The sequence below is a fragment of the Paenibacillus sp. FSL H7-0703 genome (assembly GCF_038003485.1).
Lineage (GTDB): Bacteria > Bacillota > Bacilli > Paenibacillales > Paenibacillaceae > Paenibacillus > Paenibacillus polymyxa_B.
In genome coordinates this window covers 21,840-42,092 of record NZ_JBBOPF010000001.1, presented here as the reverse complement: position 1 = coordinate 42,092, position 20,253 = coordinate 21,840, and the positions used below count along the sequence as shown (strand labels likewise).

Here is a 20,253-nt window from a genome sequence, read left to right as displayed (position 1 = left end):
AAAACAGTCCGTTTTAGTCCATTTGTACAAATTACTCAGTCAGTGATGGATAACGCCAATCATCTTCCTCATCCGCTTCTTGTTGATCTTCCACGTTCACAGATAGACCCGAGCTTTTCCAACGTTGCATCATTTCACTAGACATATAATGATAGCTCAAATCCAGATGCTTCAGCCCTTTTATACTTTCACTAGCCAGCAGCGCTTCTGCACCTTTATCAGACAACGTACCTTGTGAGAGATCCAGCACTTCCAGTTGTCCAATCACAGGGGCATTAGCTGCTGCAATTGCAATTTCATCCTGTATTTCACTATCTTTCAGTCCCAAGTATGTAAGTTTGGGGAAAGGATTGCTATTCAAAAACGGCAAAACATCTTTCAGGTTACCGTCAAAACCATAGTTATCGACACCCAAATACAGTTCCAGCTTGCGCAGTTCAGGCAGTTCTGCATTGTGTATTTGCTGAAGAACGCTCACAGGCAGGCCACCACAAATAATAACTAATTCCTGAAGGTTGTTATGACGAAGTGGTTCCAGACTCAGGTCCTGGCTTCCTTTGATATGAAAGGACTCCAACGCTGGAAACGCTTCTAATAACGGGGATAGATTCGTCTGGTTAATCCATGAAACCTCACACTCATCATATTCCATATCACCAATAAACAGCTTGCGTAACTTAGGAAAATGATCTTTAAGCTTCACTAACACTGGGATGAAATCATCTGGTGAGCTCTCATAGGCTCCACCCCAATCTCCAATGATCAGATCCGTAACTTCCGCGCTCTCCGGCTTGGCTGCCAGTTCCTCAAGCAATTTTGCCATCGTTTGGCCACTCTCATAAGCTTCAAAATCCACTACCAATTTTACTTCCATCTTACAATTCCTCCGATCACTTATCTGAGAATGTAATAAAACTTGAAAACTATCTATTTCCAATTTAGTCTATCCTATTCTACCAATGTTCGTCAAAAATAGTCCTAAATCGACATCAATCCTATGTAAAATGTGCTCAATGAAATCAAAACAAGACAGCCCACTAAGCAGGCTGTCTTGCACATATGTCTATAATAAACTTCTACTATTATATAGCAGTAATTCTAGAACCAAATTATTGGCTAATTGTAATCGGTGAGTTATCGGACAGCAATGCCAGATTATTCACGATCACATTCTCCTCATTGCTCAAGCCACTGGTAACGAGTGTTTGTGAACCTGCCGTCTGAACAGTCTTCACTTCCTTACGTTTCGCATGGTCTCCGTTTACAACATATACATATTCTTTACCTTGATCCTTTTGAACTGCCGCAGTAGGAACCACAATGCCTTCTTGTGCATTGGCAGCGACAAAGCTGATATCAGCCAACATGCCGGATTTCAGTTTTGTGTCTGGATTCGCAACTGAGATTTTTACAGGATAGCCTTTTCCACTTGCATCCAACGGGCTTACATTTTTAACTGTACCTGTTGTTACAATGTTGGAAGCTGCAACACGAACCTGTACCTTGTCACCTACTTTTACATTGTTGATCTGTTCCGCTGGAACATAGATTAATGTATTGACCGTACTCAGATTCGCAATGACCAGCGCAGGAGATTGAGCGGATACCATTTCGCCAACTTCTGCATTTTTCGTACCCACAATACCATTAATCGGTGATGTAACAACGGTGTCATCCAATGCATCCTGAGCAATGTTTACATTCAGCTGAGCCTGCTTAAGAGATTGTTGGCTGGACTCGATGACCGCAGTATTTTGAGATACTTTGAGTTGGTTTTGCGCATTGCTGTAGCCACTATTGGCATTACTGTAGCTATTTTTTGCTGAATCATAGCTGTTGCGAGCTGTAGTCAAGGCCTTCTGCGCAGCTACCAACTGATCTTGTGCATTAGCCTGCGCATTTTGTGCATTATTGTAAGCCGCTTCCGCATTCACAACTGCTGTTTTGGCTTGTTCTAATTGTGCTTGAGTGCTCGCACCTGCATCAAATAGACTTTGTGTACGTGTTACATTCTTCTGTGCATCTGCCAAAGCTTGCTGCGTTTGTTTCACCGTATTGGCTGCCGAGGAGACACCATGTGTTGCTTGTTCTACGGCTGTAGTGGCTTGATTAATAGCCCCCTGTGCCTGATTGATTGCGCTTTGGGATTGAATCACGCCGCTCTTGGACTGCACTAAGCCCGAGTTTGCTTGAACCATCGTAGATTCGTGGGATGCTTGAGCGGTGCTTACTCCGGCTGCTGCCGCAGCTGCTGCGGCGCGAGCTTTCGCAACATTATTCCGCATGTCTTTATCATCAAGCTTGAACAGTACTTGGCCCTTTTTAACCTCGGAGCCAATATCCACAGGCAGCTCAACCACTTTACCGCCCACTTTAGGCACAATGTTCACCGTCTCCGAAGGTGTTACCGTTCCTGTATAAATATTTCCCTGTCCGATGATGCCTTGCTGTGCTTGGCTGATTTTAACCGGAACGACCATGTCCTGAGCCGCCCCGCTATTACTGGAGCAGCCTGCCAGCACTGCGCCGCCGAGCACTAAAGCCGCTAATGTACTTTCTACTCTCAATATTTTCATGATAATTCCCTTTCTTTCTGTCCGTGGAAATAATGTAAGTCATCCAGTCGATATTTTGTACTTCACTTATTAAGCTTCCGGCTGTGTCTTTGCTTTCTTCCTCTGAATAAACAAAAAGATGAGTGGAATTGTGCAAAACAGCGGTATGGATGAAATGAGGAACGTATCCCCAATTCCTCTTGATGTAGCATCCAGTGTGATTAAACTACTTATGGATGACATCCATGAGCTGCCCAATGTCGCTTGAAGCGCATGAGCCGAGTCTGGTGTAATGGACTCCGAAATTTGCTGGGCATGAGCAGCCGAACGGCTTTGCATAATGGCGGTTAACACCGCAATCGCCATAGATGCAGCCACAGTACGTACCAGATTGGACGCTGTAGACGCATTGGCTACCTTGCTCGGATGAACGGCATTCATGCCGACCGTGGACAATGGCATCATACAAATACCAATTCCCAGACCCCGTAATGCCATTACGGTTTCCAACCAGGCATGCGAAGTATCTGGCGTAAGCTGGTGAAGATGATAGGTCATAAAGCTGGTTAGCGTCAGGCCCACAAGTCCCAAAGGCACAATGCCGAACTTATCGAATAGCTTCCCGGCAATAGGCATCATAGCCGCCATGGCAATGGCCTGTGGAATGAGGATAATACCGGTATCAATCGGTGACACACGCTGGATATTTTGCAAAAACAACGGTGTTAGGAACGTTCCTCCGTACATCCCCATCATGACCAGACTAGAGGCAATCACACTAATCGTATACTTTGAATTCTTGAATAATGAGATTTCAATTACAGCATTATCCTTGCCGCTTTCTACATAGATCAGAAAAACAAGTGCCCAGAAAGCAATAAACAGCAGGGATACAATTCCAAAAGAAGTCCAGCCATCACGCTGGCCGTTTGTCAATGCGTACAAGAGTGTTCCGGCACAAGTTGCGGCCAGCAAAAATCCCGGTAGATCAAACGGCTTCGGCTCTACTTTAGGCGGTTCTTTGATTAGAAGAATAACCATTAAAATTGCAAATAAAGCAACTGGCACACTGACAATAAACAAGAATCGCCAGTTAAACCACTCAATTAAATATCCGCTGAGCGTAGGCCCTACAGCCGGCGCTGCCATTGCGGCGATCCCCCATATACCAAGGGACATACCGATTTGTTCACGCGGCATAATTTTGTAAATAATCGTCATACTCAGCGGCATAATAACACCACCGCCCAGACCAGCCAGCACCCGTGCTGCGATCAGGGAAGAATCACTCCATGCAAAAATACATATTCCCGTTCCCAGCGAAAATACGCTGAGCGCAAGAATCAAAAACTTTTTGTATCCGAGGCGCTGCTCCATATATCCGGTAATCGGTACGATTACACCAGATGCAAGCGTGTAACCTGTAATAACCCACTGAATACGTGTCGTCGTAGATCCTAAATCTGTCGTCAATCTAGGAATGGCGACATTGATCAGACTGTTGTTCAGAATGGCGACAAAGGCGCCTAAAACGATAGCGAAAAAGGCAAGCCAGCGTTCTTTGGAAGAATCTGTCGAAGGAGCAGCAGCAATATCATTGGCAGCCACATGGACCCCTCCTTTTTAAGGTGTATGAATTTTTACTTCCACGTTCGTTCCAGGAATAAGCTTCAGATCCTTCGGCTTGTTCACAGCAATCTCTACAGGCACACGCTGAGTCACCTTGTTAAAGTTACCACTTGTGTTCACTGCAGGAACGAGTGAGAACACGGCGTTGGAGGCTTCGCCCACTTTACGAACTTTACCCTGAATCACCTGATCACCTGCTGCATCAAGCGTAATATCAACAAGCTGTCCTGGTTTAATACGGTTAATATCAGTTTCTTCAATATTCGTAGATACGTACAAGCTGTTCATATCCACCATAGTTGCAACAGCACTACCCGGCGATCCGATTTCATGCTCTTTCGAATAAATCTTAATGACGGTTCCGTTGATCGGCGCGCGCAGTACGGACTTGCTGATCATGCTCGCATCCAACCCCGATACATCCTGCTCGGCAATCGGTTCATTACGCTGAACAACATCTCCTTCTTCCACATCAATGTGACTAATTTCTCCAGAGATTTGCGGCATTACCTTATATTGATCGGCTTGAACGCGCGCATCGTCACTTTTAACAAAGTGTGTTGCTTGATACCAATAATAGTAGCCAATAGCTCCACCGCTCAGAATGAGCAGTACAATGAGGATTGGCAATACAGTTTTCTTACTCACTTCTTCCACCCCTGTTGTCCAAAAAATTTTTATTATTCAACGCTAATATTTTAAAATTGAAATATTAGGCCATTAAACCAAATAGAGAACGTAAATAAACACATGGCAACATTCCATGCAAAAGACAAGACAGGACTATCTTATGTACATAGGACAATCTGATCCATGGTCCAGAAACCGTCTTTTATATTTAAATATTTTCATATAACTATTGTACATTGAAATATTATAGATATATTTATCTATTCAGGCAACATAAATTTTCAGTTTTTTCATAATTTTTTTTCATAAAAAAGAACCTTGTTTCCAAGGCTCTTTCACGAAAAGGGATAGTTTACAATTAAAGGGTTACACAGTAACGTTAAGAGAAAGGCGTAGGTACAGCTGACCGTTGTTTGCAGTTTTTCGCCTCCTGCCCTTCCTTCGTGTTCTTATTCATTCTGTTTCCCTGAGAAACTTGCTCCCCTATGCACCCCCCGCAACGGCAGCGTTCTGCCGTCCCATGTACATCCTCTTTGGAATCCCGTAATAGCCGTACGTAATCCAGAGATTGCTGTAAAGAAGCAGGTCCCGGAATGAAACGGACCTTCTTGCCTTCCAGCAGACAGTATACCTCAATAAGCTGAGGAAGAGCTCCAAATGCATAATAACAAAATACATTTGTCATATGTTGGAATGTACTGACAACGTTAGGATTATAGTCAACGATGTACTTTTGAATGAGCAGGGAATCTGCTTCTGCTGATAGTTGCCAAGCAGCCTGAACAATAAGCGAAATATTGACCTCTAACTCAGGCACAGACGTACAAAATTGTTCATACAGCATCACAGGCACCATCAAGTCATTATTTAAGCCACAAATTTTTGACAACTCACCTGACACTTTATTTTTGACATCCCAATAATGGAACAAAGATTCAAAGCTGTTTGACTGCTTGGGCCACCATTTCTCCAGCACATACTGGACAGGGACTTCCCGCCGTACCTTTACTTCCATTCCAAAGTATTCGTTGAGCGCATGCCCTACTGCATATTGAACCCGTTGCCGCCAATTCCAGCCCTCACGCCCTCTTTTCCTCTGTGATTGACGGATTGCTGTGGAGTTCTCCACATCTCCTCCAGCTGATAGTCGTGCAGAAGAGGAAAGCCGCTTAAGCTATCGCTATTGCGCATACCTATCACTCACTCTCTTCTCAGGACACTTCAATACCAGCCTGTGCAAATTGTCTTCCGTAAGCTCGGCAATTCTCCTTGTCATCATCCAATGGATTGAATTCAATCTTCAGACTCTCTTGAATGACCGATGCACCGCGTTCTTTGACTTTTTCCTCTACCAAGTCCACTGCGCCACAGAATTGCGTATAAGATGTATCTCCACTGCCAAATACTGCGGTCTTTTTACCAGACAAATCAAGTTCGTCTAGTTCCTCATAAAAATCCAAAAATTCATCAGGAAGCTCACCATCTCCCCATGTATATACACCCAGTAGGAACCCGTCATATGCGAGCAGTTCTTGCGCGCTGCAATCATACGAAGCCTTCAACTCCGCCTCATGCCCTGCCTGACGAACGCCCTCGGCGATCAATTCCGCAATTTCCTCTGTATTACCGGTCAAACTGGCATAAGCAATCATGATTTTACCCAAGTTCATCCCTCACCTTTATTTGAAATATGGGATGCTTTCACTCCCTGTTACTCAAATAATATTTGATAATGATTCTCATTGTCAAATATTAATTTCAAAAACTAGCTTTAATCTTGGGGAGATATACGCAAAACAGCCGCATTACATGCGGCTGTTGGCTGATAAACTCTATGGATAAGCACATTAAATTAGAGGCTTGTTTAATTAAGTAGAATTTCAGCTGTGTTGATAAAAAATATTATGTACGTACAATTCAATCCGTTTTTCATTATTATAATAAAAAACGGATTGTTGTACGTACAAGTGGGATTGATTTCATTTTAATATGGAAGCGCTATAATTACAAGTACATCCGAGAAAAAATATTTTAGACCATTTGACTACTTACTTATTTATGTAATCATTCGATTGTTGCTGAGGTTTGTTGTACAATAGACTCCATATGGGGATTTCTGTGCAGCTTGCTGCCTGAATCCTGAATTGACTGCTGAAGGATGGATTGTACATGTATGTAGCACAAGAATGGAAAGACTATGAAGTAATGGATACAGGCGGTGGTGAAAAACTGGAACGTTGGGGTGATATTGTCCTGCGTCGTCCCGATCCGCAAATCATATGGCCTTTGGCCCAGGAAACAGCCGAATGGCGTAATGTTCATGGGCATTATCACCGCAGTTCCTCCGGTGGCGGCAACTGGGATATGAAAAAACCTATCCCCGAGCGCTGGACAATTAGCTATGGACCGCTTAAATTCCACATTAAACCGACCAGCTTCAAGCATACCGGTCTTTTTCCGGAGCAAGCAGCGAACTGGAGCTGGATGATGGATAAAATCAAAGGCGCAGGCAGACCGATTTCCGTACTGAATTTGTTTGCATACACGGGAGGAGCCACGACTGCTGCTGCGTATGCTGGAGCCAGTGTAGTTCACGTGGATGCCGCCAAAGGCATGGTGCAGTGGGCAAAGGAAAACGTTCAATTGTCCGGTCTGGCTGACCGTCCGGTACGCTTTATTACGGACGACGTATTCAAGTTCGTGCAACGAGAACAACGTCGGGGCAACCGTTATGATGCCATTATTATGGACCCTCCTTCTTACGGACGCGGACCGAACGGAGAAACTTGGAAGCTTGAAGAAAGCTTATACCCGTTTCTCGAATCCTGCATGAGCATCATTTCAGATCAACCGCTGTTCATGCTGATTAACTCCTATACCACAGGTATTTCGCCTACTGTATTGCGCAACATGCTGAGCATGACCATGCAACAAAAGTACGGCGGACAAATTAGCGCTGGTGAAATCGGATTGCCGATCACACGCTCGGGATTGAATTTGCCTTGTGGTATTCTCGGACGCTGGGAGGCTTAAATTCCTCTTATGACTCAAAATGAACTTACCCGGCATGAGCATGCACTGCCCAACATTCCTGTCCTATATGAGGACAATCATGTTTTGGCAGTTGTAAAGCCTGTCAATGTTCCAACACAAGAGGATGCCAGTGGTGATCCTGATCTGTTGTCTTTACTCAAGGAAGATCTAAAAATCAGACACAATAAGCCTGGTAACGTTTTTTTGGGCTTAGTTCACAGACTGGATCGGCCTGTAGGTGGGGCCATGATTTTTGCTAAGACGTCCAAAGCTGCTTCTCGCCTGTCAGAGTCGGTACGAAGTCGTCATTTTCACAAACTGTATACCGCAGTTCTGAATGGCGTTCCTACGGCCCCACAGGGCCGTCTAACCCATTATCTGCTAAAGGATAGCCGTACCAACACAGTTCAAGCGGTTCGGCCTGGCACGGCTGGTGCGAAGGAAGCCATTTTGGAGTACCGCGTGATCGGACAAGCAGATGGACTCAGTCTCGTGCAGATTAAGTTGCACACCGGACGCTCACACCAAATTCGTGTGCAAATGCAGGCGATCGGCTGTCCCCTCTACGGTGACCAAAAATATGGCGGTCATCTGAGCCGACCCGGTCAACAGCTGGCGCTCTGGTCCTTACTCGCTGGAGCACCGCATCCGGTTAGCAAGGACGATATGAGATTTCACTCGTTACCTCCTGTCCAATTTCCATGGAATGAATGGCCAAGGTCTCTTTATGAGAACATGATTACGTCTGAAATTTGAATCGGAAAGTCCTGCTCTATCTGAATATCGATCTTCAACCCCATTTGCACAAAGAACCTGCAACGCATGTGAACAAACATGCATTCCAGGTTCTTTTTTTGCAGAAAATTAAATTAATGCGTCATCTCATCCTTTTATGACGAGGAAGCCACGGACTGCCCCTTCTTGCTGTTTACCAGCTGTTGACGGGGTTGGGCGTTTTGTGCATTCGTATTTTTGATGAAAAATGCTAAAATCAGAGCGGCCACACTCAACACTGTTGCAATGATAAAAGCCGAGTTAATCCCATAAATCGTAGCTTGATTACCTGCAGCCAGCATCCCCGCTTTATCCGTCACGCTTAGTCCCTCAGATGTAACAATCGATGTCAAGCGGTTGCTGCTTTGTGTGGACATCACTGTCACCAGAATTGCCGTCCCAATTGAGCCGGAAATCATACGCAGCGTGTTACTCATTGCCGTACCATGTGCATTCAATCGTTGCGGAAGCTGATTCAACCCGGCCGTTTGGATCGGCATCATCAGCAACGACATCCCGAACATCCGCACCGTATAATTAATTAACAGTGTCATATAGGTGGTTGTTTCGGTCAACCTTGTAAATTCCCAAGTCGTTATAGCCATGATCAGCAAGCCAATTACAGACAACCAGCGTGCTCCGATTCGGTCAAAAATAGCCCCCGTTACAGGAGACATGAGCCCCATCAGAATCGCTCCCGGTAACATCAGCATACCAGACTGGAGCGGTGTAAAACCCCGAATATTTTGCAAATAAATCGGAAGCAATATCATACCGGCGTACAAAGCCATCGTCACAATCACATTAATGATTGTCGTCAAGCTGTATACATCGTATTTAAAGATACGGAACTCCAGCATAGGCTCATCTGCCTTCAGTTGGCGAACAATAAACAAAATAAGCGCAATTGTCCCAACGATAAGCGTAGACAGGACTGGAATACTTCCCCAACCTGATGTTCCTGCATCACTAAAGCCGTATAACAGTCCACCGAAACCGAGCGTAGACAAAATGATGCCGGGAATGTCCAGCTTTGGCTTGGACTGCTCCGTTACATTTTTCAGAAAAATAAATCCGATCACAATTGAAATTACTGATATCGGCAGGATGATCCAGAACAATACCCGCCAGTCATAATGCTGTACTATATAACCGGATAAGGTTGGCCCAATGGCTGGAGCAAAACCCATCGCAATCCCTAGGGTTCCCATCGCCCGGCCACGACGCTCTATTGGGTAGATGTTCAAGATAACGACCATCATTAAGGGCATCATGATACCTGCCCCCGCGGCCTGAATAAGCCGACCGATCAGCAATATGCTGAAGCTTGGCGCTATAGCACATAACAGCGTCCCGATTGAAAAAATAGTCATCGCGCTAATAAACAATTTACGAGTGGAGAAACGGGCAATCAAGAACGCGGTCACCGGGATCAATACCCCATTCACGAGCATAAAGCCCGTGCTGAGCCACTGAGCTATATTGGCATCTATATTCAGATCACTCATCATTTTCGGTAAAGCCACACTGATCAACGTCTGATTTAATATCGCTACAATCGCGCCAATCAACAGAGCGGCCACAATGGGTGCTCTGCGTACATTACCTGGTAGTGTCATTTGAGGACTGCTCAAGTTGATTCATTCCCTTCGGTGTTAATTTCATGATCATTTGTTTATGGATATCCAGAACCATCTCTAACTGCTCCTTCGGGATGTCCAGAATAGGCAAGACGCGCTCCATCCACATGGCGTCTACTTTTTGCATGATATCTTTTCCTTCCGGCGTAAGCGTCAGCACTAAGGATCTACGGTCATGCTCATGCCGTCCGCGAGCAATATATCCCGCCTTGGTCAAGCGGTCAACCACTCCACTCATAGAGCTGCTTCCCACATGCGCTATGTCTGCCAACTCGGATAACCCGATGTTGGGGCGTTTATTCAGAATTGCCAAAGCCATATGCTGAATGGCCGTCAGATCCAAATGCTGCTCCTCATTCCAGAAGGCATAAAATATCGTTTTGTTAACCTCCCTTACCGATTGAATAATCCGGTACACCTCAAGTCTGTCTTCCTCTCTGTCACTCACTGAAACCATCCTTCTTTCTAATACCCAATTCACAATCCATATACATAAACAAGCAACTATTTGTATACGAATTGTTATTTATTTATAACTATTATTTTATCATCTCTTATGTAAATGTCAACATTCACCCAAATATCACCTATACTTCAACACAAAAAAGCGCGGTATGAATACCACGATAGGTATTTACATCCGCGCACTCCTATTTGCCTTAAATTGATAATCTGCTGCGTACAGCTACTTTTCATGTAGCCACCATTCTAGTTATTCTGCTCGCTCTATTGGTTCCTTTACTCCCTCAGTCTCACTTGCCGATACTGAAGTCCTCGCCTTCGTTGTAATTTTCCCCAACAAATAAACCAGCAAATTTTGATTGTGCTGAGAAATTCGGTTTAGTGCAGAACCCAGAAAATCATCCCGTATTCGTAATCCACGCTCTACTTCTTCTCTCCCTTGATCCGAAATGACAATCCATACAATTCTACGGTCTTTTACGTCTCTGAAACGGGTGACCAGTCGATTCCGTTCCATCCGATCCAGCAGCATCGTAACCGCGGCTGGTGTGGTGGCGAGATATGGGATTAGTTGAGACGGTTTCATACGGCCGTATTCGTTCAAAACCTCCAGCACCGTAAGTTGAGCTTCGGTTAGTGATGGAGCCAGTTGCTGCTCCATATGAACCTTATAATCCTTAGCCATTCTGGACCAGATTTTCGCAAATTCGGTCGTTTGCATTTTGCCTCACTCCTTTAAATAACAGGGTCAGTAAAAGCATCAAAGTTACCGTATGGGCCACCGTCCGGATTGTATTTCATCACATTAAATTTTCGCCATTCAGCCCTGGTTTCCTGCCGTTTTTGGAGCACGAAATGAAAAGGGGAAGGAAGTCTCACCTGGGTTTTGAAGGCTGGTCAGGGTTCGACAGCATGACGGCAAAAAGGTCCTCATTCGTGCCGGAATGGCACGAGAGGACCTCTCTTTTTCGAGCTAATAAGCGCTTGACTTTCCTATTATTCTATGGACTGAGAAGCTTGCGGCTCACTACGCAGCAGCACATTCACAATTTCGTCCTTCTTCTCCACTGGAGCCAGCAGCTTGCCTGTATCCTTTCGGTCGGTCAAAGGAGCCTTTTCCGAAAGGAAGGACATCGTTTGTCCTTCTGCTGTGATTGCAAATAATTGAACAGCTTCACGGCAATAGAAGGCAGCCACGATTCGAGTTCCATTCGAACGTACTCTTTTGCCTTCCTTGAACTCAAAGGTGGTGATACCTTTCCCGCCTCTTCCCTGTGTAGGATAATCCAGCAGAAGCGTACGCTTACCATAACCGGACTCGGTCAGCACCAACACTTCTCCTTCATCCTCTTCTACCCATAACGCCGCGATAATTTCATCGCCTTCCGCTAGCTGTATACCTTTGACACCAGCCGAGACGCGACCCATCGCATTAACCTCTTGCTCCTTGAAGCGTATACTCATACCCGCGCGGGTAATCAGCATAATATCCCGGGTACCCTCGCTTAACGTTACCGATAACACCTCATCGTCCCCTGCTACTTTGCAGGCGGCTACGGCACTAGAACGTTTTGTAGCATATTCTTTTAATTCTGTACGCTTTACTTGGCCCTTCTTTGTTACAAATACTAGACTTTTGCCGATTTCCTCAATGTTTTTAAGCGGAATAACACTTACGATACGATCTTCCTTCGATAACGGAATGACGTTGACAATTGGTGTGCCCGGCTCTTTCCACTTATACTCTGGCACCTGATGTACAGGTAATAAAAAGTATTGTCCGCGCTGGGTGAAGACGAGCAATATGTCCAGCGTATTCACATCAAGCAATTGGGTAACGTAATCCCCTTCTTTAACACCGGAACTTGAACGTTCCCCGCCTGAACGAGAGAATGACAACATACTTGTACGTTTCACATAGCCATCTTTTGAGAGTGTCAGCAACACATCCTCTGCTCCCACCATGACTTCCAGGTTCACCTTAATCTCTTCTACCTCGCCCTGGATATCTGAACGACGGTCAATGCCGTACTTTTCACGAATTTCCAAAAGTTCCTTGCGAATCAGGCTGATCAGCTTGCGATCACTTTCCAGAATAGAACGATATTGCGCGATTTTTTTCTGGATGTCACCCAGTTCTTTTTCAAGCGTGGTGATTTCCAGATTGGTGAGACGGTACAACTGCAAAGTCAAAATAGAATCTGCCTGACGTTCGCTAAAACCAAACATCCATTGCAAATTATTTTGCGCGTCCTGGCGATTTTTGGAAGCTTTAATAGCTGCGATGACCTCATCCAGAATGTTCAGCGCCTTGACCAAACCTTCCAGCACATGGGCACGATCCTCTGCTTTTTCCAGTTCATACTGGATACGGTGAGTGACAACTTCGCGTTGATGGGCGATATACGCTTCCAAAATGGACTTTAGCCCAAGCTGATGTGGCGCTTTGTTCACAATAGCTACCATGTTGAAGTTATATGCCACCTGTAGGTCGGTTTTTTTCAGCAAATAAGCTAAAATCCCTTCCGCATCGGCTTCCTTCTTCAGTTCCACAACGATACGCAAACCATTTCGTCCACTTTCGTCACGAACCTCGGCAATCCCTTCCACCTTTTTCTCCAGACGGATATTTTCCATGGCGGTTACGAGCCTTGATTTGACGATCTGATATGGGATTTCGGTAATGACCAGCTGCTGCTTACCTCCGCGCAAAGACTGAATTTCCGTTTTGGAACGAATATAAATGCGTCCTTTTCCCGTGCGATAAGCGTCCTTGATGCCTTCGCCACCCATAATGAGTCCACCCGTCGGGAAATCAGGACCTTTAATAAAGGTCATAATCTCTTCCAGCTCAATCTCGGGCTTTTCCATCACCGCAATGCTGGCATCAATAACTTCGCGTAAACTATGTGTAGGAATCTCTGTCGCAAATCCCGCCGAGATCCCACTGGAACCGTTCACCAACAAATTTGGATAACGAGACGGCAACACAACGGGCTCTTTGGCCGAGTTATCAAAATTGTCCTTGAACAAAACCGTACGCTTTTCAATATCGCGCAGCATTTCCATTGCGATCGGAGACAAACGAGCCTCCGTATAACGCATAGCTGCCGCCGGATCATCATCCTGGGAGCCCCAGTTACCGTGACCATCCACAAGCACGTGACTCATTTTCCAAGGCTGCGCCATCCGTACCATGCCGTCGTAAATCGACGAGTCACCGTGAGGGTGGTAATTACCCATAACGTCCCCAACGGTTTTGGCTGATTTACGATATGCTTTATCCGGCGTATTGCCCGAATCGTACATTGCATACAGAATACGACGTTGTACGGGTTTTAATCCATCTCGTACATCGGGTATCGCCCGATCCTGAATAATATATTTGGAATATCGGCCAAAGCGGTCACCGACCACTTCCTCCAGAAAAGCTGGCAAAAACTGCTCCGATAAGCTCATGTATACACCTCTTTTGATAGCACTACTCTACGTATTCCGTGAAATCTACGTTTTCCACGATCCAGCGCTTGCGCGGATCCACCTTATCACCCATCAAAGTGGACACCCTGCGTTCAGCCTTGGCTGCATCCTCTATCTGAACGCGTAACAAGGTGCGTGAATCGGGATTCATCGTTGTTTCCCATAACTGATCAGGGTTCATTTCCCCAAGTCCTTTATAGCGCTGAAGCTCAAAATTTCGTCCAAATTCTTTTAAATAATTATCAAGCTGCTCGTCAGTCCAAGCATAACGCACCGTTTCGAGCTTACCCGACTTTCGAGTTATTTTATACAATGGCGGTTGAGCAATAAATATGCGTCCTGCATCAATAAGCTCTTTCATGTACCGATAAAAGAACGTCAACAACAGCACTTGAATGTGCGCACCATCTGTATCTGCATCGGTCATAATGATGATTTTGGAATAATTGCTGTCTTCCAGCGAAAACTCTGTTCCTACTCCCGCACCAATAGCTGCTGTAATAGCACGGTACTCATCATTCTTCATAATATCCGCCAGTTTGGATTTTTCCGGATTCATCGGCTTGCCCTTTAGCGGCAATATGGCCTGAATTTTGGAATCCCGTCCCTGCTTGGCTGAACCTCCAGCCGAATCGCCTTCCACAATAAACAACTCATTACGTGTAAAATCCTTGGACTGCGCAGGCGACAGTTTACCATTCAAATTGGAACTTTCACTGCGCTTTTTACCGGAACGCATCTCATCTCGAGCTTTACGTGCAGCTTCACGCGCTCTGGATGCTTGAACTGCCTTCTTGATCAAAGTTTGTGCTATCTGCGGATTTTCTTCCAAAAAACGCTGCATCTGCTCAGATACGATGGCATCCACTGTACTCCGTGCCGAAGCGCTACCCAGCTGATCCTTTGTCTGGCCGACAAATTCAACTTCAGCCATTTTGACACTGATTACAGCCATCATGCCCTCACGTAGATCGTTGCCCTCCAAGTTTTTATCCTTTTCTTTCAACATCACCGTTTTGCGCGCATAGTCGTTCATGACACGAGTGTAAGCGGTTTTGAATCCCGTTTCATGCGTACCTCCGCCACGTGTCGGAATGGAGTTAACGAACGAAGCAATCGTCTCTGTATAACCCGCATTGTACTGGATGGCAATCTCTACTTCAATGTCTTCTTTCTCGGCATTAAAGTGAATAACGTCATGCAGCACATCCTTGCCCTCATTCAGAAAAGCAACAAACTGACTTGCGCCACCCTCATAAAAATACTCATCTGACTTTCCGCTGCGTTCGTCTTTAAGTTGAATACGAAGGCCCGAATTTAGAAAAGCAATTTCCTGAAGGCGCTCAGCCAACGTATCGTAGTTAAAATGAATGCCTGCCTGAAAAACACGAATATCCGGTTTAAATGTAATTTTCGAGCCCGTCTTGTTAGTATTGCCCAGCACTTCAAGGCCTGTGGTCGGTTCTCCGACATGCTCCACGCCCTTCTTGTCCTGCCAATATTCAAACCGCTGACGGTGAATCTTGCCGTCCCGGTAAATTTCTACTTCAAGCCATTCCGAAAGAGCGTTCGTTACAGACGCACCTACACCGTGCAGACCCCCGGACTTTTTATATCCCGAACCGCCAAACTTACCTCCGGCGTGCAAAATGGTGAATACAACCTGAGGCGTAGGAATTCCCGTTTTGTGCATTCCTGTAGGAATACCGCGCCCGTTGTCTGATACTGTAACGGAACCGTCCTTATGCATTGTAATATCAATGCGAGAGCAAAACTTGGCGAGATGTTCATCCACCGCGTTGTCTACAATTTCCCATACCAAATGATGCAGTCCCGAAGAACTGGTGCTCCCGATGTACATGCCCGGCCGTTTGCGAACTGCCACAAGCCCTTCGAGCACTTGAATGTCGTCCGCGCCATATTCTGAAGCTCCGCTTTGTGTGCCGGATACTCCCGCAGACAAGTCGATTTTGTCGACCATTCATGCTCCCCCTTTGTCTAATCGTAACCGTGTTTTGCCTTATTCTTGATGATTTTCACCAAAAATGCAAACAGATGTTTTCTTTTACCTTGTCCATTTTAATTCAATATATCCCGTTTCGTAAAGACGGCGAATGAAACAATCAATGCCGCAGCCCCCCAAATGCCCAGTACAGCTAAAGAAAAGGGTAAGGTCATTCCCTCAATCGGGGCGGGGCTTCCAGATAAATAATCGGTTAATTGGAGGTTAACCATAAATAAATATTTAGCACTCTGCCAAGATGAAGCCATGTTTGTCAAAATAGTGCCCGAAATAAGCGCAGCCATCATGACCACGATACTTGCCGCCGTACTTCGTACCAGGACAGATACCATAAAGGCTAACGAAGCTACCACAAGACTGACAAACCAGATCAATCCGGCTTGCAGCATCAGATAATGCCATTGTGGAATCGCATGTACAGCAGACAAATCCACCGTCGATCCAACAATTTGAAATCCGGTAAATACCGGAACATTAAAACCGCGAAAACCAAAAAACAAGCCTGATATGAGATAGCTAATTATAAATACAGCCAAAATGATGAGCGAGACGAACATATACAATGTCAACAGCTTGCTCAGCAGTATTTTCCACCGCCTGACTGGGCGAGTCAGCAACATTTTTATCGTGCCTGTCGTCCGTTCTCCAGAAACCAAGTCGGAGGCAATGGCCATAATCAACAGCGGAACGAACAGATTTATGGAATTATCCATAAACTCTCTGGTAAAGGTGACGCCACTCGGCTCATTAGGATTCACATCATTCTCCAAATAATATTGCATCTGCTGCACAAAGACCCGACGATAGGTCTTCCATTCCTCGGGAACCCGGTCACTTCCCAGCGAGTTTTGATTATCGGTAATCGCCTGGCGTAGTTCAAGCCGCCAATCATTGCCGAATTTTTCGCGATTGTTTTCTGCCACTTTCATCTGAGCGTACGTAAAAATCGGCACAAGCACAAGTAAAACAAGTAAAATGACATAAAATCGTTTCTTCTTGATAATTTTGAGCGTTTCATTTTGTACGAGCGGTAAAATGTTATTCAAGTATCTCACCTTCCGTCATTTTCAGGAATAGCTGCTCCAGTGTAGGGTTGATTTTGGTTACACCTTTAACGGAAATACCGGAAGCCGTCATTTGTGTCACCAGCTCCGCAATATGCTCTTCATCCATTTCTATAAAAATTGCATCGGCTCCGCTGCCTGCAACAATGCTGTCATCAATTAATTCATCGGCATTCGTAATCATTTGTACATGCGGAGAATTTTGCAATATCGCAAGACCCTGATCACGAGGCTCCAGTTGCCACACGGCCATGTGCGAGTGCGTCTCAACCAGTTCCCGTACACCACCTACAGCTAGCACCTTTCCCCGACTTATAATTGCCACCCGATCACATAGCAGCTGGATTTCGCTGAGCAAATGGCTGGAAACAAATACAGCCATGCCTTCTGCCGCTAGCAAACGGATAAAAGCTCTCATTTCCTTGATCCCCTTGGGGTCTAACCCGTTCGTCGGTTCATCCAAAATGAGTAATTTCGGTTTACCTAGCAAGGCTTGGGCTATACCAAGGCGCTGGCGCATTCCGAGAGAATACGTACTTACTTTATCATGGATACGGCGATCGAGCCGAACCAGCTCAACGACTTCGCGGATACGCTGCTCGTCTACACCAGGCTGCATACGGGCAAAATGCTCTAAATTCTCCCACCCTGTCAGGTAGCTGTACACCTCTGGATTTTCCACAATAGAACCAATATGCCGTAAAGCCTGCTCAGGGTCACGATTTACATTATGTCCACAGACAGTAATCGTCCCTTCCGTAGGCTTAATTAAATCGACCAGCATACGAATAGTCGTCGTTTTTCCAGCCCCATTAGGACCGAGAAATCCGAAAATTTCACCCGCACGAACGTCGAATGTTACATCATGAATGATCATTTTGCGTTTGATACGTTTCTTAACGTGCTGAACAGAGAGAACTGTTTCGGTATTGCTTCTGTCTCTGCCTGCGCTGCCAACCTGATTGGCGGAATGGAAACTGGACACTGCATCCCTTGATGTCGGATTTTGGGTTATTCCAGCCCCGGTCTTGTCAGCAGATTGGATGCTCATTACTTGTTCCCTCCCTTTTTCACTTCAGCGGGTTGGCTTGTCGACTGTTGTTCATTATCCACTTTATCGGCATCCTTCGTGGTTGCAACTGCAAACCCTTGCGCGATACGTTCAGCGATTGCCTGATAGCCCTGTCCGTTTGGATGAAAATGATCGGAAGATAAATAGACGGGCAAATTTTGCTGGAACAAATCGAAAGTTGGAACCAGAGTCATATTGCTGTTTTGGTTGGTAATTGCCATGGCAGCCAGATTCCATTCTGTGACCACAAGATTACCAGGAATTTTCATTTCCTGCAGATCACTGAATGGATTATATAATCCGACATAGATAATTTTAGCATTCGGATTGATTTTCCCTACCTTTGTCAGCACTTTTTGCAGACGTTTGGCGGCATCAGGCACAGCTTTACGCAAACCACTGAGTGTAGGTGGCTCTTTGCCAGTTTGGGCAGCCTGAGCCCCCTGAAATAAATCATTTCCGCCAATCGAGACAATAATGACGTTAGCCTTTTTCAACACATAAGAAACACCAGGCTCATCCAGCTTGGTCAATAGTCCTTGAGTCGTCAGTCCATTAATCCCCAGATTATTTATGAGCTGAGCCTTATGGCCTTCCTGATTATTTAACAAGCTCACCGACCGACGCACAAAACCACTTCCGGAGTCATCCCCCGTGCCTTTGGCTAGCGAATCTCCAATGGCAGCTACCCGAAACTCCCCCGTCTGATTAGTAGCGGATGGCGCAGTTTGTGTCTGCGATGAACCGGAATGTACAGGTTGAGTGCTAACCATTGGCTCTGGAGCCGTGATACTTTGTACTGCTGTAAAAAATCCGTACAATAATAGCAATGTGGCGGCAATGGAAACGGAGCCGACAGACCGCCAAATCCATTTTGATGAATTCACTCGTGTTCCCTCCTGATAGCTTAGTGAAATAAACATAAAGCTTCTCATATCATTTTGCAAATAAACCGTTCGGAATAAAAGCACAATAAATGTTTAGAGTCACATATAATTTCCCATGAACATGCAAAAAAAGGATGGCAAATGACCATCCTTATATAATACTTTCTTGTGCGAACAGTTGATCTTCTCATCTCTAATCAGACGAATCAAACTATTTGCTATCAGGGATAAAACTTTTGATCCATTGTCCAAAACTGCCCGGATTTCGACTTTGAATCAGTACCGTTCCTTCACCGCGAAAGCGGCATACAAGTGCTTCTCCACTCGTTACGCTGGACAACCAGCCTTTAGATGCTTTTTCAATTTTATAATCCATATAATCCGGCCATGCCACCAGATGTGCATTATCAATAATACGCTCTTCTCCTGGCGCAATATAAATGGGATGAATGGCTCCATAAGAGGACAGGAATACCGTACCTCGACCACTGATTTCTACGATAAAAAAACCTTCACCGGAAAATAAACCTTTCATCAGGTTTTGCATTTTGGTGCTAACCTCAATGCCTTCCGTACAAGCCAGAAAACCGTCCTTTTGGACGAACAGCCTATACGTTCCATCCAGTTCCACCGCTTGTACATCACCTATACTAGCAGGGGCTAACAATACCTCAGCCGGTCCCCTGGCTGCCCTCAGTTCTTGAAAAAAGAATTTTTCTCCGCTCAGCATTCTGCCTAAACCACGTAACAGTCCACCGTCTACCGTCCCCTTTATATCTACACTGGAAGACATGGAAACCATCGCTCCCATTTCTGCTTTAATCATTTCCCCTGGTTTCAACTGCACCTTGAGCATAGCAAAGGCACCTTCATGCACGATTTCGTAGCTCATTTGTTCACCTGGCTTTCCATAAGTAGTCTGATATCTATTCAACTTGCTGCTATCATACTATAAATACGTCCCTTATGTCTTTTCTGGTATAAAGCAGTGGTTATGCCACTGG

16 protein-coding genes and 1 pseudogene are annotated in these 20,253 nt (G+C 45.4%); 2 read left to right on the top strand and 15 right to left on the bottom strand.

All coding sequences use genetic code 11. The annotated features are described in order from the left end of the window. Nucleotides 1-31: 31 nt before the first annotated feature. The 6 genes and pseudogenes from MHB46_RS00165 to MHB46_RS00140 form a co-directional block, all read right to left on the bottom strand. The gene (locus MHB46_RS00165) at nucleotides 32-874 is read right to left on the bottom strand and encodes an STM4015 family protein (protein WP_341161240.1); all 843 of its coding nucleotides are present in this window, start codon (nucleotides 872-874) and stop codon (nucleotides 32-34) included. A gap of 235 nt (nucleotides 875-1,109) precedes the next feature. Beyond that, nucleotides 1,110-2,576 (bottom strand): efflux RND transporter periplasmic adaptor subunit, encoded by a 1,467-nt coding sequence (locus tag MHB46_RS00160; RefSeq protein ID WP_069289769.1) that lies wholly within the window; start codon nucleotides 2,574-2,576, stop codon nucleotides 1,110-1,112. A 69-nt stretch (nucleotides 2,577-2,645) separates the two neighbouring features. Next, a complete protein-coding gene (locus MHB46_RS00155) occupies nucleotides 2,646-4,163 on the bottom strand; it encodes a DHA2 family efflux MFS transporter permease subunit (RefSeq protein WP_235309639.1) in 1,518 nt (505 codons plus the stop codon). Between the two features lie 15 nt (nucleotides 4,164-4,178). After that, complete coding sequence (locus tag MHB46_RS00150) at nucleotides 4,179-4,832, bottom strand: HlyD family secretion protein (protein ID WP_250268677.1); 654 nt, start codon at nucleotides 4,830-4,832, stop codon at nucleotides 4,179-4,181. A 361-nt stretch (nucleotides 4,833-5,193) separates the two neighbouring features. Continuing rightward, nucleotides 5,194-6,005, bottom strand: a pseudogene (locus MHB46_RS00145) (hypothetical protein). Nucleotides 6,006-6,025: 20 nt separating this feature from the next. Further along, entirely contained in the window at nucleotides 6,026-6,484 is a 459-nt protein-coding gene (locus MHB46_RS00140; RefSeq protein ID WP_069289771.1) for a flavodoxin, read from the bottom strand. Nucleotides 6,485-6,983: 499 nt separating this feature from the next. Between MHB46_RS00140 and MHB46_RS00135 the strand changes: the two genes are divergently transcribed. Both MHB46_RS00135 and MHB46_RS00130 read left to right on the top strand, forming a co-directional pair. Beyond that, the gene (locus MHB46_RS00135; RefSeq protein ID WP_028540694.1) at nucleotides 6,984-7,847 is read left to right on the top strand and encodes a class I SAM-dependent methyltransferase; all 864 of its coding nucleotides are present in this window, start codon (nucleotides 6,984-6,986) and stop codon (nucleotides 7,845-7,847) included. 9 nt (nucleotides 7,848-7,856) lie between these two features. Beyond that, nucleotides 7,857-8,603: an RluA family pseudouridine synthase gene (locus MHB46_RS00130; protein WP_341161239.1), complete on the top strand. Its 747-nt coding sequence runs from the start codon at nucleotides 7,857-7,859 to the stop codon at nucleotides 8,601-8,603. A gap of 134 nt (nucleotides 8,604-8,737) precedes the next feature. Here MHB46_RS00130 and MHB46_RS00125 read toward each other — a convergent pair whose 3' ends face one another. The 9 genes from MHB46_RS00125 to MHB46_RS00085 form a co-directional block, all read right to left on the bottom strand. Next, entirely contained in the window at nucleotides 8,738-10,240 is a 1,503-nt protein-coding gene (locus MHB46_RS00125; protein ID WP_341163664.1) for a DHA2 family efflux MFS transporter permease subunit, read from the bottom strand. After that, nucleotides 10,224-10,709 (bottom strand): MarR family winged helix-turn-helix transcriptional regulator, encoded by a 486-nt coding sequence (locus MHB46_RS00120; RefSeq protein ID WP_025722031.1) that lies wholly within the window; start codon nucleotides 10,707-10,709, stop codon nucleotides 10,224-10,226. Before MHB46_RS00120 ends, MHB46_RS00125 begins: the two co-directional genes overlap by 17 nt. 264 nt (nucleotides 10,710-10,973) lie before the next feature. Beyond that, nucleotides 10,974-11,444, bottom strand: a complete 471-nt coding sequence (locus tag MHB46_RS00115) for a MarR family winged helix-turn-helix transcriptional regulator (RefSeq protein ID WP_341161238.1) — start codon at nucleotides 11,442-11,444, stop codon at nucleotides 10,974-10,976. Between the two features lie 275 nt (nucleotides 11,445-11,719). Continuing rightward, entirely contained in the window at nucleotides 11,720-14,182 is a 2,463-nt protein-coding gene (gene gyrA, locus MHB46_RS00110; RefSeq protein WP_341161237.1) for a DNA gyrase subunit A, read from the bottom strand. A gap of 22 nt (nucleotides 14,183-14,204) precedes the next feature. Next, nucleotides 14,205-16,184 (bottom strand): DNA topoisomerase IV subunit B, encoded by a 1,980-nt coding sequence (parE, locus tag MHB46_RS00105; protein ID WP_028540692.1) that lies wholly within the window; start codon nucleotides 16,182-16,184, stop codon nucleotides 14,205-14,207. Between the two features lie 98 nt (nucleotides 16,185-16,282). Beyond that, nucleotides 16,283-17,272 (bottom strand): ABC transporter permease, encoded by a 990-nt coding sequence (locus tag MHB46_RS00100; protein WP_165177114.1) that lies wholly within the window; start codon nucleotides 17,270-17,272, stop codon nucleotides 16,283-16,285. Then, nucleotides 17,265-18,341, bottom strand: coding sequence for an ABC transporter ATP-binding protein (locus tag MHB46_RS00095; protein WP_341161236.1), 1,077 nt, complete (start codon nucleotides 18,339-18,341; stop codon nucleotides 17,265-17,267). The genes MHB46_RS00100 and MHB46_RS00095 overlap by 8 nt, the downstream gene beginning before the upstream one ends. Further along, nucleotides 18,341-19,285, bottom strand: coding sequence for a GDSL-type esterase/lipase family protein (locus MHB46_RS00090; RefSeq protein WP_341161235.1), 945 nt, complete (start codon nucleotides 19,283-19,285; stop codon nucleotides 18,341-18,343). The genes MHB46_RS00095 and MHB46_RS00090 overlap by 1 nt, the downstream gene beginning before the upstream one ends. 175 nt (nucleotides 19,286-19,460) lie before the next feature. After that, on the bottom strand, nucleotides 19,461-20,141 hold the full coding sequence (locus MHB46_RS00085) for a TIGR00266 family protein (protein WP_061831571.1): 681 nt from the start codon (nucleotides 20,139-20,141) through the stop codon (nucleotides 19,461-19,463). Between the last annotated feature and the right edge of the window lie 112 nt (nucleotides 20,142-20,253).

Coding starts and splice junctions, on each gene's coding strand:
- MHB46_RS00165 (WP_341161240.1), bottom strand. CDS start 874: ATGGAAGTAAAATTGGTAGTGGATTTTGAAGCTTATGAGAGTGGCCAA.
- MHB46_RS00160 (WP_069289769.1), bottom strand. CDS start 2,576: ATGAAAATATTGAGAGTAGAAAGTACATTAGCGGCTTTAGTGCTCGGC.
- MHB46_RS00140 (WP_069289771.1), bottom strand. CDS start 6,484: ATGAACTTGGGTAAAATCATGATTGCTTATGCCAGTTTGACCGGTAAT.
- MHB46_RS00135 (WP_028540694.1), top strand. CDS start 6,984: ATGTATGTAGCACAAGAATGGAAAGACTATGAAGTAATGGATACAGGC.
- MHB46_RS00130 (WP_341161239.1), top strand. CDS start 7,857: ATGACTCAAAATGAACTTACCCGGCATGAGCATGCACTGCCCAACATT.
- MHB46_RS00125 (WP_341163664.1), bottom strand. CDS start 10,240: ATGACACTACCAGGTAATGTACGCAGAGCACCCATTGTGGCCGCTCTG.
- MHB46_RS00115 (WP_341161238.1), bottom strand. CDS start 11,444: ATGCAAACGACCGAATTTGCGAAAATCTGGTCCAGAATGGCTAAGGAT.
- gyrA (WP_341161237.1), bottom strand. CDS start 14,182: ATGAGCTTATCGGAGCAGTTTTTGCCAGCTTTTCTGGAGGAAGTGGTC.
- parE (WP_028540692.1), bottom strand. CDS start 16,184: ATGGTCGACAAAATCGACTTGTCTGCGGGAGTATCCGGCACACAAAGC.
- MHB46_RS00095 (WP_341161236.1), bottom strand. CDS start 18,341: ATGAGCATCCAATCTGCTGACAAGACCGGGGCTGGAATAACCCAAAAT.
- MHB46_RS00090 (WP_341161235.1), bottom strand. CDS start 19,285: ATGTTTATTTCACTAAGCTATCAGGAGGGAACACGAGTGAATTCATCA.
- MHB46_RS00085 (WP_061831571.1), bottom strand. CDS start 20,141: ATGAGCTACGAAATCGTGCATGAAGGTGCCTTTGCTATGCTCAAGGTG.